Annotated in this window: 16 protein-coding genes; all 16 read left to right on the top strand. The window is 42.3% G+C overall.

Annotation, left to right across the window (positions count from 1 at the left end; translation table 11 throughout):
• Nucleotides 1-4: 4 nt before the first annotated feature.
• Entirely contained in the window at nt 5-982 is a 978-nt protein-coding gene (gene fliM, locus ACMUMQ_RS02630; RefSeq protein WP_414680479.1) for a flagellar motor switch protein FliM, read from the top strand.
• Nucleotide 983: 1 nt separating this feature from the next.
• Entirely contained in the window at nt 984-1442 is a 459-nt protein-coding gene (gene fliN, locus ACMUMQ_RS02625) for a flagellar motor switch protein FliN (protein WP_414680478.1), read from the top strand.
• A gap of 98 nt (nt 1443-1540) precedes the next feature.
• Entirely contained in the window at nt 1541-1861 is a 321-nt protein-coding gene (gene fliO / locus ACMUMQ_RS02620) for a flagellar biosynthetic protein FliO (protein ID WP_414680477.1), read from the top strand.
• On the top strand, nt 1858-2595 hold the full coding sequence (gene fliP / locus ACMUMQ_RS02615) for a flagellar type III secretion system pore protein FliP (RefSeq protein WP_317003039.1): 738 nt from the start codon (nt 1858-1860) through the stop codon (nt 2593-2595). Before fliO ends, fliP begins: the two co-directional genes overlap by 4 nt.
• 3 nt (nt 2596-2598) lie before the next feature.
• Nucleotides 2599-2868, top strand: a complete 270-nt coding sequence (gene fliQ / locus ACMUMQ_RS02610) for a flagellar biosynthesis protein FliQ (RefSeq protein WP_414680476.1) — start codon at nt 2599-2601, stop codon at nt 2866-2868.
• Nucleotides 2868-3650 (top strand): flagellar biosynthetic protein FliR, encoded by a 783-nt coding sequence (fliR, locus tag ACMUMQ_RS02605; protein ID WP_414680475.1) that lies wholly within the window; start codon nt 2868-2870, stop codon nt 3648-3650. Before fliQ ends, fliR begins: the two co-directional genes overlap by 1 nt.
• Complete coding sequence (flhB, locus tag ACMUMQ_RS02600) at nt 3643-4779, top strand: flagellar biosynthesis protein FlhB (RefSeq protein WP_414680474.1); 1137 nt, start codon at nt 3643-3645, stop codon at nt 4777-4779. Before fliR ends, flhB begins: the two co-directional genes overlap by 8 nt.
• A 34-nt stretch (nt 4780-4813) precedes the next feature.
• Nucleotides 4814-6934 (top strand): flagellar biosynthesis protein FlhA, encoded by a 2121-nt coding sequence (gene flhA, locus ACMUMQ_RS02595; RefSeq protein ID WP_414680473.1) that lies wholly within the window; start codon nt 4814-4816, stop codon nt 6932-6934.
• Between the two features lie 100 nt (nt 6935-7034).
• Nucleotides 7035-8321, top strand: coding sequence for a flagellar biosynthesis GTPase FlhF (gene flhF, locus ACMUMQ_RS02590; RefSeq protein ID WP_414680472.1), 1287 nt, complete (start codon nt 7035-7037; stop codon nt 8319-8321).
• 113 nt (nt 8322-8434) lie between these two features.
• On the top strand, nt 8435-9172 hold the full coding sequence (locus tag ACMUMQ_RS02585) for an RNA polymerase sigma factor FliA (protein WP_414680471.1): 738 nt from the start codon (nt 8435-8437) through the stop codon (nt 9170-9172).
• A 55-nt stretch (nt 9173-9227) separates the two neighbouring features.
• Entirely contained in the window at nt 9228-9608 is a 381-nt protein-coding gene (locus tag ACMUMQ_RS02580) for a chemotaxis response regulator CheY (protein WP_207923232.1), read from the top strand.
• A 9-nt stretch (nt 9609-9617) separates the two neighbouring features.
• Nucleotides 9618-10400 carry a protein phosphatase CheZ gene (locus ACMUMQ_RS02575; protein WP_414680470.1) on the top strand — a complete coding sequence of 261 codons (783 nt, stop codon included), beginning with the start codon at nt 9618-9620 and terminating at the stop codon, nt 10398-10400.
• A 12-nt stretch (nt 10401-10412) separates the two neighbouring features.
• Nucleotides 10413-12659: a chemotaxis protein CheA gene (locus ACMUMQ_RS02570; RefSeq protein ID WP_414680469.1), complete on the top strand. Its 2247-nt coding sequence runs from the start codon at nt 10413-10415 to the stop codon at nt 12657-12659.
• A 26-nt stretch (nt 12660-12685) separates the two neighbouring features.
• Nucleotides 12686-13750 carry a protein-glutamate methylesterase/protein-glutamine glutaminase gene (cheB, locus tag ACMUMQ_RS02565; protein WP_414680468.1) on the top strand — a complete coding sequence of 355 codons (1065 nt, stop codon included), beginning with the start codon at nt 12686-12688 and terminating at the stop codon, nt 13748-13750.
• Entirely contained in the window at nt 13750-14487 is a 738-nt protein-coding gene (locus ACMUMQ_RS02560) for a flagellar motor protein (RefSeq protein WP_414680467.1), read from the top strand. The genes cheB and ACMUMQ_RS02560 overlap by 1 nt, the downstream gene beginning before the upstream one ends.
• Nucleotides 14480-15298 (top strand): OmpA family protein, encoded by an 819-nt coding sequence (locus ACMUMQ_RS02555; protein ID WP_414680466.1) that lies wholly within the window; start codon nt 14480-14482, stop codon nt 15296-15298. Before ACMUMQ_RS02560 ends, ACMUMQ_RS02555 begins: the two co-directional genes overlap by 8 nt.
• The last annotated feature ends 10 nt before the right edge of the window (nt 15299-15308 follow it).

Here is a 15308-nt window from a genome sequence, read left to right as displayed (position 1 = left end):
AATTATGTCTGCTCAAGATTTATTATCACAGGATGAGATAGATGCTCTTTTGCATGGGGCTGATGAGAAACCTGCAGAAGACGATAATAAAGACGCTAATGGTGTGGCGTCTTATGACATTACAAGTCAAGAGCGTATTGTTCGTGGGCGTATGCCCACATTGGAGATGATAAACGAACGTTTCGCACGTTATACGCGGATTAGTTTGTTTAATATGCTTCGCCGTACTGCTGACGTATCGTCTGGTGGTCTTCAGGTTATGAAGTTCGGTGAATATGTTCACACATTGTACGTGCCAACCAGTTTGAACTTGGTTAAATTTAGGCCTTTAAGAAGCACCGCGTTATTTATATTAGACGCGAAGCTGGTATTTAAGTTGGTGGACAACTTTTTTGGTGGTGATGGCCGTCATGCCAAAATCGAAGGGCGAGAATTTACGCCAACGGAAATCCGTATTGTTCAGCTTATGTTGGAGCAAGTGTTTGTTGATTTAACGGAAGCTTGGGCGCCAGTACTTAAATTAGATTTAGAGTACATTAGCTCAGAAGTAAACCCAGCGATGGCGAATATTGTTAGTCCGAGTGAAGTGGTTGTTGTCTCAACATTTCATATTGAATTGGACGGCGGTGGCGGTGAATTGCACATCACTCTTCCATACGCAATGATTGAACCTGTGCGAGAGCTGTTAGACGCAGGTGTCCAGAGTGATGTGGATGAAAAAGATGACCGTTGGGGAAAATCACTTGAGCAGGATGTCAAAGAGATTGATATTAACTTGTCCGTTAATATTGCTAAGCGAAAGATTGCGTTAGGTGAGGTGTTGAAGTTTAAGGCTGGTGATATTATACCGATAGAAATGCCCGAGTTTGTCACGGTTCGAGCGAATAATGTGCCTACTTTCAAAGGGAAGTTAGGTGTTAGTAATGACCATTACTCAGTTCAAATGGTCGAAAGTTTTAAACCGACGAAGGTAACGAAATAACATGGCAGAAGAATCTCCAGATCAAGCAGGAATGGATGAAGACTTAGCGGACGAGTGGGCCGCTGCAATGTCGGAAGCTGGTGAAACAGAGGGAAGTGACGGCCTCGAAGATGAATGGGCGTCGGCTATGAATGAGCAGGAAGCTGAACCAGTTCAATTGGAAACACTTTCCAGTCCACAGGTTTCCAGTAATGGTCTAGGCTCTGATCTCGATCTTATTATGGATATTCCCGTAGTCCTTTCTATGGAATTGGGTAATACGGAGATAGCCATTCGTAATTTAATGCAGTTGACACAAGGCTCCGTTGTTGAGTTGGATCGCTTTGCTGGCGAACCGTTGGATGTACTGGTAAATGGAACATTAATTGCGCACGGGGAAGTCGTTGTAGTGAATGATAAATATGGTATTCGCTTAACTGACGTTGTAAGCCCTAGTGAGCGCATTAGACGATTGAAGTAGCGCTATTGAATTCCTTCTTTGTTAATAGATATCTTATCGCGGCCATATTTAGTATGGCCGTTCCTTGTTTACAGGCCTCAGAAGTGCAGGACATTTCTGTGACTTCGTCTGTATGGAAAATGGTTGTTTCTCTTGTTTTTATTATCGCGTTTATTCCTGCCTGTTTGTGGGTGATGAAGCGCTTTCAATTGGCTCAAATGAAGTTTGGTCAATCTGATATCAAGATAGTGAATGTTCAGTCTCTTGGCACAAAAGAGAAGCTAATGCTTGTTGAGGTTGAAGGTGAGCGAATTCTGATCGGTGTCACTGCACACAATATTTCTCATTTAAAGAGCTTTCCTCTAAAAGAGGGTTCATTTGCTTCTGTTATGGAAGAAGTGAGCAGAGAAAAAAGCGATGCTAATGAGGGTGTAAAGTGATTCGTTTTCTAGTGCTGCTGATCTTGCTGGTTCCAGGAGTATCTTTGGCTGAAGTTGGTTTGCCTGCTGTGAAAGTGGTGACTAACGCAGATGGCAGCCAGGATTATACTGTTTCGCTGCAAATCTTGTTCATCATGACGGCTTTGACGCTTTTGCCGGCGGCTCTAATGATGATGACCTCATTTACCCGAATTATTGTAGTGCTAGCTATTCTTCGGCAAGCAATCGGTCTTCAGCAAACTCCTTCTAACCAGATAATGGTCGGTATGGCGCTTTTTCTTACCTTATTTATTATGACGCCTACTTTGGATAAGGTGAATGAAGTAGCTTTGCAGCCTTATCTAAACGAAGAAATGACATCAGGACAAGCTGTCGAAGCGGCTTCTGCTCCTATTAGGGATTTTATGTTGGCTCAAACACGAGAAGACGATATTGCGCTTTTCGTGAAATTGGCTGGGCGTGAAGGGACAATTCAGTCCATGGAAACCTTGCCTTTTACGATTTTGATGCCTGCATTTGTGACCAGTGAATTGAAAACGGCATTTCAAATTGGTTTTATGATTTTTATCCCATTTCTTATTGTGGATATGGTTGTGGCTAGTGTTTTGATGGCAATGGGTATGATGATGTTGTCTCCTGTTATTATTTCCTTGCCATTTAAGATCATGCTGTTTGTTATGGTGGATGGTTGGGCGATGATTATGGGTACTTTAGCGGCAAGCTTCGGGATTTAAATTATGAATCCTCAGGTGGTGTTAGACTTATACGGGCAGGGCTTTTATTTAATCGTCTTAATCGTTGGTGCTGTAATGGTGCCAAGCTTATTGGTCGGTTTGATTGTGAGTGTGTTTCAAGCTGCGACACAGATTAATGAGCAAACCCTTTCTTTCCTGCCGAGGTTGATTGTCACTATTCTCGTTATCATGCACCTAGGGCCGTGGATTTTGACAGAGTTGACGGACTTTACGACCAACTTGTTTATTAATATACCTATGATAATAGGCTAATGTTAGAACTTAATCCTGATGAACTTCTGAATTTAACGATTAGCTTTCTTCTGCCTTTTTTTCGTATTGGTGCTTTCTTTATGGCGCTACCTTTGTTTGGTAGCCGTTTGGTTAACGCCAGAGTTCGTGTAGCTTTTTCCTTTTTAGTCGCTGTTATTGTGACGCCAGTCATCGATGTGCCCGATTATGACCCTATATCACCTGCTTACATTGTTCTGATTGCCGAGCAACTGGTGATTGGCTTTGTCTTGGGTTTCGTCATTACCATCTTGTTTCAATTGTTTTCATTGGCTGGGCAATTGGCGGCAATGAAGGCTGGTCTTGGCTTTGCTATGTCTAATGATCCAGCCAATGGTATTTCGGTAGCAACGTTAGGTCAGTATTATTTGTCTATGGTTGCGCTGGCTTTTCTAGGGACTGATGGTCATTTGGTCATGATAGAGTATTTGGCTGAAAGCTTTAATTACTGGCCAATTGGCGGAGGTTTTGAGAGTCAAAAGTATTGGCAATTGGTATTGCTCGGCGGTTGGATGTTTGAAAAAGCCTTGCTGATAGTTCTACCATTAGCAATTGCTGTATTAGTGATCAACTTATCATTTGGTGTCGTTGCTAAAGCTTCGCCTCAGCTGAATATTTTTGCTCTTGGTTTTCCTATTATTATGTTGTTTTCTCTCTTCTTTTTCTGGATTATGTTGGAAGACTTCTTAGATATTTATTTGCTGTTTTTCAGAGAAGTGATGGATTGGATGAAAAGCACATGGGGGATTCAGTTAAATGGCTGAAAACGAAGACGGCAGTGAAAAAACGGAAAGTGCCAGTAGTAAAAAGCTTCAGGATGCCCGTGATAAAGGTAATTTGCCTAGGTCAAAAGACTTAAGTTCTGCTTTGTTATTGATCGTGGCTGCGGTGACAATTTATGGTACTGGTACCTTGTTGGCTCGTGATTTGGCTGCCTTGTTCGACTTCAATTTTCTCATGGAGCGAGAAGACTTATTTGATTTGAGTCGAATGATCTTCCATCTTTATCAGTCTGTTGTCGCTATGATGGATTCGATATTGCTACTGATGAGTGTGTTGGCGGTAGCTGGTATTGTTGGAAGTATTGCTTTGGGTGGTCTTAATTTTTCTTGGGAACCTCTGACGCCAAAATTAAGTAAGTTGAGCCCTATTTCTGGTTTGAAGCGAATGTTCTCTGCTCAGTCTTTGGTTGAGCTATTAAAGTCGATTGCTAAAGTATCTTTGGTAGGGCTTATCTCAGTAATTGTGCTGAACTATTTCTTGGCTGAAACTTTAGGTTTGACCTTTCAGTCCATTCAACTCGCTATTTCTCATGGTATCGATGTTGTTATTTGGTCGTTTATCTTTGTATCTCTCGCTTTGGTTTTAATAGCTGCTATTGATGTACCTTTTCAGATTTGGTCGCACAAAGAAAAGCTCAAAATGACCAAGCAAGAAGTTAAAGATGAATTCAAACAGCAAGAAGGTGATCCTTTGGTTCGTGGGCGAATACGTCAAATGCAGCGACAAGCGGCAATGAATCGAATGATGGCAGATGTCCCTCAAGCGGATGTAATCATTACCAACCCGACTCACTTTTCTGTTGCACTGAAATACGATCAAGCAGGTGGCGCTGCGCCTAAGCTTCTTGCGAAGGGTGGTGACTTTATTGCATTGAAAATTCGTGAGGTTGGCAATCACTATGATATCCCTGTGATACAATCTCCAGAATTGGCTCGAGCTGTTTATCACCATACAGAAATTGGTGATGAAATCCCCCAAGGGCTTTTTAAAGTAGTGGCTCAATTACTGGCTTATGTATATCAATTGCGTAACTCTCGTATGGGTGCGCCAAGACCTGAGAGCATGCCAAATTTGGATGTGCCGGACGAATTTAAGTGGGATGGCAATTGATCATGCTTTTTTGTTTTTCTATTAGGGATCTAGTGTGAATTTTGACCGTGATCGACTTGCGGGGCAAGTGCAGGGTATTTTTAGTGGAAATCTAGGTATTCCTATTCTGTTGTTGTCGCTTTTGGCGATGATGATTTTGCCTATCCCAGCTTTTTTGTTGGACGTTCTTTTTACCTTTAATATTGCCTTAGCCATCGTTGTGCTTTTGGTTGCAATATACTCGATGCGCCCTCTCGATTTTGCTGTTTTTCCTACGGTTTTGCTGGTTTCAACTTTAATGCGCTTGGCGCTTAATGTGGCGTCAACACGAGTGGTTTTGCTAAATGGTCACGAGGGTGGTGACGCGGCAGGGAAGGTAATCCAAGCCTTCGGTGAAGTGGTTATTGGTGGTAACTATGTTGTTGGTTTCGTTGTTTTTGCCATCTTGATGATTATTAACTTTGCAGTTGTAACGAAAGGTGCGGGACGTATTTCGGAAGTAAGTGCGCGTTTTACTTTGGATGCAATGCCAGGTAAGCAAATGGCGATTGATGCGGATTTAAATGCGGGCATGATTGATGCTGAGCAGGCTAAAGAGCGTCGGATTGAGATCGCTTCTGAAGCCGAGTTTTATGGTTCTATGGATGGTGCCTCCAAATTTGTAAAAGGTGATGCCATTGCCGGTTTATTAATCCTTGGCATTAATATTATTGGTGGCTTGTCCATTGGTATGGCGCAGCATGATCTTTCTTTTGCTGAAGCGATTGAACGTTACTCACTTTTAACCATAGGTGATGGCTTGGTTGCTCAATTGCCTTCTCTTATGTTGTCTACTGCGGCAGCGATAATGGTAACTCGAGTTAATGAAAGTGGGGATATGGGGTCGCAGATTATGCGACAAATGTTTGGCTCATCAAAAGCTTTGTATGTTGCAGCCGGTGTGATGACTATTATGGGTGTTGTACCTGGAATGCCTCACTTGTCTTTTCTTGCTTTGGCTGCTTGCTTAGGTGGCCTTGCGTACTTTATGGAGTATCGCAAGAAGCAGAAGTCTAAACAGAAGCAAAAAACAGGGAGTGCTAATAAGTCTGCTTCAAATAATGCGCCTGCAGAAGTGAAAGATTTAAGTTGGGATGATGTAGCTCCGGTAGATATGCTGGGGTTGGAAGTAGGTTATCGGTTGATCCCTCTGGTTGATAAAAGTCAGGGCGGAGAGCTTTTAGCAAGGATTAAAGGTGTGCGCCGTAAACTGTCTCAGGACTTGGGCTTTTTGGTTCCCAGTGTGCACATCCGAGATAACTTAGATTTAATGCCTAACGCTTATCGAGTTACCTTGATGGGAGTGAGTTTAGCTGAGGCGGAAGTGCATCCGGATAAAGATTTGGCGATTGATCCGGGGCAGGTGTTCGGCACAATTGATGGCGTGCCAGGTAAAGATCCATCATTTGGTTTGGACGCTGTATGGATTGATCTGAAAAAGAGAGACCAAGCGCAAACTTACGGCTACACAGTGGTTGATGTGAGCACAGTGGTAGCAACGCATATTAACCAAATTATGTATAAACATGCCTATGAGCTAATTGGTCATGATGAAGTTCAGCAGTTGTTGAGCTTGTTGAAACAGTACAACCCAAAATTGGCGGAAGAATTGGTTCCAAATACCATTCCGTTGAGCGTTCTTTTGAAAGTGTTGCAGAACTTGTTGATTGAAGGTGTGCCTCTTCGAGATATGCGGACCATCGCGGAATCTATTATGGGAGTACAGCCTAAGACTCAAGATCCTATGATATTGACGGCCGCTGTTCGAACTTCTCTGTCCCGTTTAATTATTCAGACATTGGCTGACGGTATTGAGGAAATTCCAGTCTTAACATTAGAACCTCAGTTGGAAAAAATGTTGATGCAAACGGTGCAGCAAAGTCAGCAGTCTGGTATAAAAAATGAAGAGGCACTTATTTTAGAGCCGCAAATGGCTGAGCAATTACAAAACTCCTTGAAACAGTCAGCTGAGCAGCAAGAGGCAATGGGAAATACGCCGATTCTTATTGTATCTGCTCCAATTAGACCAATGTTGGCGCGATTTATGCGTTACGGTATGGTGAATATGTCTGTGCTTTCATATCAAGAAGTACCAGATCACAAACGTATTACTGTGGTTGGTGTAATTGGGCAATAAGTTTGATGATTTGTCAGATTAATAGTATCTATATTTATTTGAATCTTTCGGGTAAGCTATGGATTTGTAAGAAAAATATACTGGAAGGATTAAGTTATTCATGCAAATTAGGCGGTTTAGAGCTCCTGACATGCGGCAAGCGATACGAAAGGTACGCGATGCTGTAGGTCCTGATGCTGTTATTTTATCGAATCAACGTCTTCCTACCGGAGAGATAGAGATTGTTGCCGCTTTGGATTACGACGGTTCCCTGCCTTCTAGTATGTCCTCCAAACGCCCTGTATCTAATCACTCGCCTGAACGTCGCACGCCAAGCTCTGAATACCTAGAACGCATAGAACAAGCCAAAAAACAGCCTCTCAAAGAAGAAACTGTGTCTGACGATGAAAGTCGGGCTAAGCCTTCTTACCGTTTTGAAATGCCGCCACTATCAGAAGATAAGACAGACCCTAAAGTTGAAGAAGCGCTATCTATTCGCAATGTTGATAGTGAACGACAGATGCGTGAAATGGAGCTGGAACTAAAAAATGTTCGAGCTATGTTAGATCGTCGTCAACAAGAGGAAGATCGAGCGGATGCTAAGGTTGGCTCTGCAGAGACGAAAGCGCGACAGCAGTTACAAGGGTTGGGGTTATCAGACTTTGTTGTTTCTAGGTTAATAGATGATATTGATTTAAAAGGTCGAGAAGATGATTGGAACCGCTTGCTTGCGAATTTAGCAGACTATATTCCTGTACGTTCCAACTCTAGTGAGCTTCGAGGTTGTATTGCCTTTATGGGACCAACAGGTGTGGGTAAAACCACCTCTATTGGTAAAATTGCAGCCCAGCATGTTTTAAAGCATGGTTCTGATGGTGTTGTTTTAATAACAACGGATACTTATCGAATCGCTGCCCATGAGCAATTAAAAACATTTGGTCGTATTTTAAATGTTCCTGTTGAAGTGGTGAGTGAATATTCAGACTTAAATGACGTCTTGGCGAAATATGCGGATTATCCGTTAGTGCTTGTTGATACGGCGGGTATGAATCCGAGAGATTCTAATCTTGAGCGCCAGCTTCTAATGATGAAGCGTGCACGCCAGAATTTGAAGAAGCTTCTAGTTTTGCCTTGTACTAGTCAAAGGCAAGTATTAAAAACAGTCGTTGAAATATATTCTCAAGTTCAACTAGATGGCTGTGTTTTAAGTAAGTTGGATGAGTCAGCTTCTCTTGGAGAAGCGATTAGTGTGGTAATCGAAGAAAGTTTGCCTGTTGTTTATATTGCCGACGGTCAACGTATCCCTGATGATATTGAGCCGGCTCGTGCGCATAATTTAATTAGTCGAGCGGTTTATACAGCTGAACATTATAGTCAGCTATATGGCTCATTAAAATATGGCGGGTAGAAAGGTATGGTAGTTAGTAAAAATATGTTATTACTGAAAGCGCTGCGTCAAACAATGTAGTACAGTTAGTTGACGCAACTAACTTAAATAGTAAAGGTTGCCTAGAATATTTTATGCAGACCAAGAATGGATATAACACATACTCAAAGAAAGCGACGCTCTCAATTGATGCGATTGTTGAGCAGTATGGGTATTTAGTAAAGAAAATAGCTTACCATTTGTTGGCTCGTCTGCCTGATAGTGTTGATGTCGATGATTTGACTCAAGCAGGTATGATGGGGTTGATAGAAGCCTACAAACGCTTTGAGTCAACAAAAGGGGCCAGCTTTGAAACCTACGCAGGTATTCGCATTCGTGGTTCTATGATGGACGAAGTTCGGAAGTCCGATTGGGCCCCTCGTTCTGTTCGTAGAAATGGTAGAGCTGTTACCAACGCTATTAAAGAATTAGAAGCAACTCTTGGGCGCGAAGCTGGTGATACAGAAGTCGCTGCACATATGGGAATAGGGATTGACGAATATCATGAGATGATTCAGTCCTCCATGTCGACCCAATTGTTTAGTTATGAAGAAATGCTGGATTCTGACACGAATAATCTGGAAAGCTCAGAATCCGAATTTGAAAACTCTCCTTATTCACTTGTTGAAGAAGATGGTTTTCAAGATGAATTAGCAAGAGAGATCGAAAATCTTCCAGAAAGAGAAAAATTAGTATTATCTTTATACTACAATGAAGAACTGAATTTAAAAGAAATTGGCGCTGTACTAGGCGTCAGTGAATCAAGAGTTAGTCAAATACATAGCCAAGCGGCTATGAGGTTGCGAGCTCGACTAAGTAATTGGCGAGATTAAATTATGAGTTGTGGAATATTACCTTTGGGGTGTGGAGGTTGCATTGGATAAAAACATGAAAATCCTGATTGTTGATGACTTCTCGACAATGAGACGAATCATTAAAAACTTATTACGGGATTTAGGATTTACCAATACAGTTGAAGCAGATGATGGAACAACAGCACTGCCGATACTTCAAGCTGGGTCTATTGATTTCCTAGTGACGGACTGGAATATGCCAGGTATGACAGGGATTGAATTGCTCCGAGCTGTGAGAGCAGATGAAAAACTGAAAACGATTCCTGTTTTGATGGTAACAGCTGAAGCCAAACGTGACCAAATTATTGCGGCTGCTCAAGCTGGCGTAAATGGTTATGTTGTGAAGCCTTTTACTGCCGTCGCTTTGAAAGAAAAAATTGAGAAAATATTTGAACGAATAGACGCTGCGAAATAGGAATTTTGGATGTCAAATGAATTGGGGTCTGGACTAGTGGAATTTGAAAGCCTAGTTAAAGATGGTGCTATAGAGCTTCAAAAACATATCGAAGTCGGAGACTTTGGTGGTGCAATCAAAATAATCCAAGAGTTAAGTGAAGCTCGACATAATAGCTTTTATAACGAAGTGGGTTTTTTGACGCGAAGTCTTCATGATGCCATTCGCGATTTTCAAGTTGATTCAATGGATTTGGTGTCAGGGGAAGGCGAAGCTACAACGAAAATTACAGACGCTTCAGATCGACTGAACTATGTAATTGAAACAACCAGCGCTGCCGCTAACAAAACCATGGATATGGTGGATGGTAGTGTTCCTGTCGCCAGTGAATTACAAGTCCGCGCTAAAGAGTTGCGTAAAGATTGGGGGCGTCTAATTCAAAGAGATTTGACACCGCAAGAGTTCCGTGATTTGTACAAGCGAATTGATGTGTTTTTAGCATACGCTGATGAAAGCGCAACAACCTTGCATTCAAACCTCAACACGATTCTTCTAGAGCAAGGTTATCAAGATCTAACAGGTCAAGTAATTGCTAGAGTGAATGATTTAATTCGAGATGTAGAAGAAAAACTTGTTCATCTCGTCGCTGTTGCTGGACGCGTTGATAGTATCTCCGGAATTGAACACCAAGAGAAAGAGTCTGGTCACGATGATACTCGTGGTCATGGCCCAGCTATTAATAAACAAAACAACCCAGAAGTATTGAATAGTCAAGACGAAGTAGACGACTTGCTATCAAGTCTTGGTTTCTAGAAGGGGCTGAGGATGAGTTTTGAAGTCGATGAAGAAATTTTACAGGATTTTTTGGTAGAAGCTGGAGAAATCTTAGAGCAGCTTTCTGAACAATTAGTAGATTTGGAACAGAACCCTGATGATAAAGCATTGCTTAATGCAATCTTCCGTGGCTTCCATACGGTAAAGGGTGGTGCAGGATTTCTGCAGTTAACCGCATTAGTTGACTGCTGCCATTACGCTGAAAACGTTTTTGATATCTTAAGAAACGGTCAGCGTAAAATAGACTCTGATTTAATGGATATTGTTTTACAGGCACTTGATGCTGTAAATGAAATGTTCGATACCGTTCGTGCTGGTGGTGAACCGGAGCGAGCGTCCCCAGAATTAATCTCGGCATTAAGTGCGTACGCTACTCCTCCAACGGAAGAAGAGTTGGCAGGCGCGGATGAAAATGACGCCGTTGAAGAGCCAAGTGAGCCTGTTGAGTCCGATGATTCCTCAGCTGATGAAGATCATGACTCTGTCACTTCAGATGAAGATGTTGATATTTCTGATGATGAATTTGAATCTCTACTCGATGCTTTGGGTGGCTCAGATACGTCATCTGATGATGAACCTAAAGCTGATGCAACTGACGATAGCGATGAAATCACAGAAGATGAATTTGATGCACTTCTGAATCAGTTGCACGGTAGCGGTGCTCCTGGTGTTTCTGATGAGCCAGTGGCTGAAGAGAAGTCAGATTCAGCAGAATCAGATGACATTACAGAAGACGAATTCGAAGCTTTATTGGATAAACTTCACGGCGAAACGGGTTCTCCATCTAAAGACATCAAGAAAGACGAAAGCTCAGAACCTTCCTCTGATGTGCCTGCTGGCTCAGGTGATCTAATAACAGAAGATGAATTTGAGTCACTTCTAGATAGTTTACAAAATCAGAAGAAAGAAACTGAGAAAAAAGCAGAAAAGCCTAAAGAGCCAGAGAAGCCGAAAGCTAAGGCAAAACCTGCGCCAGAGAAGCCTGCAGCACCTAAACCAGCTGCTAAGGCGAAGCCTGTAGGAGCTGATGCTGAAGCACCTAAGGAAAAAACTGTTAATGCACCTGTTACACAGGAAGCAACGGTTCGTGTTGATACTAAACGCTTAGATGACATTATGAATATGGTTGGTGAGCTTGTATTGGTTCGTAACCGTCTCGTCCGATTGGGTCTTCAAAGTGAAGATGAGTCGATGGGTAAAGCAGTATCAAACTTGGATGTTGTAACTGGTGACTTGCAAAACGCGGTAATGAAGACGCGAATGCAGCCAATCAAAAAGGTGTTTGGTCGTTTCCCACGAGTGGTTCGAGATCTTGCTCGAAACATGAAGAAAGAAGTAAACCTTGTCTTACGTGGTGAAGACACAGATTTAGATAAAAACCTAGTAGAGGCGTTAGCAGATCCTCTAGTTCACTTGGTGCGAAACTCTGTAGACCATGGTGTTGAAGGGCCAGATGTTCGTGAAGCCAATGGCAAACCTCGAGTTGGAACGGTTATTTTATCTGCTGAGCAAGAAGGTGATCATATTCTGTTGTCTATTGAAGATGATGGAGCTGGTATGGACCCTAACTTCCTCAGAGGAAAGGCGGTTGAAAAGGGCATAATGGATGCTGATGCAGCCGAACGTTTATCAGATGATGAAGCATTTAACTTAATATTTGCGCCAGGATTTTCTACTAAAGTAGAAATTACAGATGTATCTGGTCGTGGTGTTGGGATGGATGTGGTGAAAACCAAAATATCTCAACTAAACGGCACCTTAGATATTAAATCTGTTCTTGGTCAAGGTTCTCGCTTCATTATCAAGGTGCCATTGACGCTTGCAATTATGCCGACGTTAATGGTTACTCTGGAAGATCAAGCTTTTGCTTTCCCTCTTGTTAGTGTGAATGAGATATTCCACTTAAACTTGAAGAAAACCAATATTGTTGATGGTCAGCAAGTTGTTGTGATTCGTGGTAAAACACTACCTATTTTCCATCTTAAGAGCTGGTTAGTTAAAGGCAGCAGTAAGAATGACTTACCGTCGGAAGCTCATGTCGTCGTTGTCCAAGTGGGCATCAATGAGGTTGGTTTTGTGGTTGACCAATTGGTTGGCCAAGAGGAAGTTGTTATAAAACCATTAGGTAAAATGTTGCAAGGTACCGCAGGAATGGCTGGTGCTACAATTACTGGTGATGGTCGTATTGCATTGATTTTGGACGTTCCTAGTATGCTGAAAACTTATGCATCAAGGTAATACGATTTTCGCTTAGGGGATGTTATATGCCTGTAAAGGTACTAGTTGTTGATGACTCAGGTTTTTTTCGACGTCGTCTAGTTGAGATATTTGAAGCAGATCCAAGACTGGTTGTTGTTGGTACGGCGAATAATGGTAAAGAGGCGATAGACAAGGTTCAATCTCTGTCGCCTGATGTAGTAACTATGGATTATGAAATGCCTGTTCTTGATGGCATTGCCGCTGTAGTTAACATCATGAAGCTTAAACCAACGCCAGTGCTGATGTTTTCTTCGCTGACCCATGAAGGAGCCAAAGTTACTTTAGATGCTCTGGAGGCGGGTGCAGTTGATTTTATGCCAAAGAATTTCGAGGATATTTCTCGAGATTCTGCCGTAGTCAAACGAGCGTTGGTTGATAGGGTTCTCGCTGTAGCAAGAACTCGTTTAACGGGCGGTCGTGTATCTGTTGAAGCTCTAGCTCCACGTGAAGCTCCTAAGCCAATTGTAACTGACCGTGGTGTTATCATTCCGCGAGCTAGAAAGCGGGTTAGTTTGGTTGCTATTGGAACCTCTACTGGCGGGCCTATGGCTTTGCAAACCGTGTTGAGCAAGTTGCCTAAAGACTTTTCCGCTCCTCTAGTATTGGTTCAGCATATGCCAGCTGCTTTCACGAGCGCTTTTGCTGACCGATTAAATAATATTTGCCAAATTACCGTTAAAGAAGCTCAAGACGGAGATCGTCTACAAGCAGGTGTTGCATTATTGGCTCCTGGTGGAAAGCAAATGATGGTAGACCCTAGAAATGGTGGGTGTGTACGCATCTTGGATGGGGATGAAAGACTTAATTATAAACCATCTGTCGACGTTACCTTTGGCTCAGCTTCAAAATGTTACCCAGGAAAAGTGTTATCTGTTGTTATGACAGGAATGGGAGCCGATGGTCGAGAGGGGGCTCGTATGCTGAAGAACACAGGTTCTAGAGTTTGGGTTCAAAGCGAAGAATCCTGCGTTATTTATGGCATGCCAATGGCTGTCGAAAAAGCTGGTTTGGCGGACGATATTATAGATCTACAACATATTGGTGAGCGTATTGCACGAGAGGTAAGCTAGTGGATCTGGTTACTTTAGCTGGCTTATTAATCGCTTTTAGTTCGGTCTTTCTTGCTAACTGGTTAGGAGGAGGGGAAATAGTTCTTCTATTAAACCTTCCTTCTGCAATCATTGTTATTGTTGGTAGTATTGGCGCTACACTTATTCAAAGTAGTATTCAGGAAGCCATTCGAGCCTGCGCTCTTTTAAAATGGAGCCTATTCCCCCCCGTTTTTGATTTTAATTCTTCCCGTGCTGCAATCAATAGTTTAGCTCATAAGGCGAGACGACTTTCCTTGTTGGCCTTAGAGTCAGATATAGAAATACTTGGCAGCAATTTTTCTAATCGTGCTTTGCAGATGGTCATAGATGGCGCTGACCCTGAATTACTAGAAGGCCGCCTTAATGATGACGCTACACGTATTTATAATAAGCGTATGAAAAGCATCACCTTCATTGAGTCTATTGGTGGCTACGCACCTACTTTAGGGATTATGGGCTCTGTTCTTGGTTTAATCCAAGCGATGGCAAATCTGGATAGCCCTGAAGCCTTAGGGCATGGTATTGCTGTTGCCTTTGTTTCTACATTGTACGGCCAAGGCTTTGCTAATCTAGTGATTTTCCCTATCGCAAAGAAATTGTCTGGTTATGCTGATCGAGAGCTTCTTTATCATCAGTTATTAATTGATGGTATCTGTGGTATTGCAACAGGCAAACATCCTTATCGATTAGAGTTAGAGCTGAGCACCTATGAGTAATGCTCCAAAACGGAAGTTAAGCGGCCGTAGAGCAGTTGCTAAGGTGACGTCATCACAAGGTGATAACAGAGACCGCTGGATATTATCTTATGCAGACTTTATTACTTTATTGTTTGCTTTCTTTGTGGCCTTATATGCTCTTTCGTCAAAAAATACAGGAGATGAGCCGCGACTGAAGGAAACGTTGCATGGCGTTTTTGAAGCGGTGCAAAAATCCGTTAAGCCTATTAATATTGGTGAGCCTATTGTCGGTGAACCAAAAGATATTGAAGTGGTTGAAACCAAACCGATACCTTCGGCGATTCCGACGATAGAAGAAAGTCATTCCTCTGCTGTTTACTCCCTATTATCTCAAGTTGTTGAAAACCAGTTTTCAGGATTGCATGCTGACGGCCAAATTTCGGTGTCTGAGTCTGCGGATTGGGTAAGTTTGGAGCTTAACTCTGGTTTAGTCTTTGGGCAGGGAGAATACGATTTAACAAATGAAGCTGTGGCCTTGTTGATTTTGGTTGCAAATATCTTGAAAGAATACCCTACCGTTATTTTGGTTGAAGGTAACACAGATGACACACCTGTCAGTTCAAGGAATTTAGTTTCTAATTGGCATTTGTCTAGTTTGCGCTCTGCTTCTGTGGTGGATGAGTTAATTTATCGGGGTGTTAAACCTGAAATGATTGCACCGGTTGGCTTTTCCAGTGAGCATCCAAAAATCGACAATAATAGCGAAGAGGCTCGTCAGCAAAATCGTCGTGTAGTGATACAAATTAGCAAGCAGGACGCTGATAATGTTCATGATTACTTGTTTAAGTAGCCAGTTACTG

The organism is Marinomonas algae (genome assembly GCF_047525555.1).
Classification (GTDB): Bacteria; Pseudomonadota; Gammaproteobacteria; order Pseudomonadales; family Marinomonadaceae; genus Marinomonas.
Note: the sequence above shows the minus strand (reverse complement) of the source record. Positions and strands in the feature narration are given on the sequence as shown.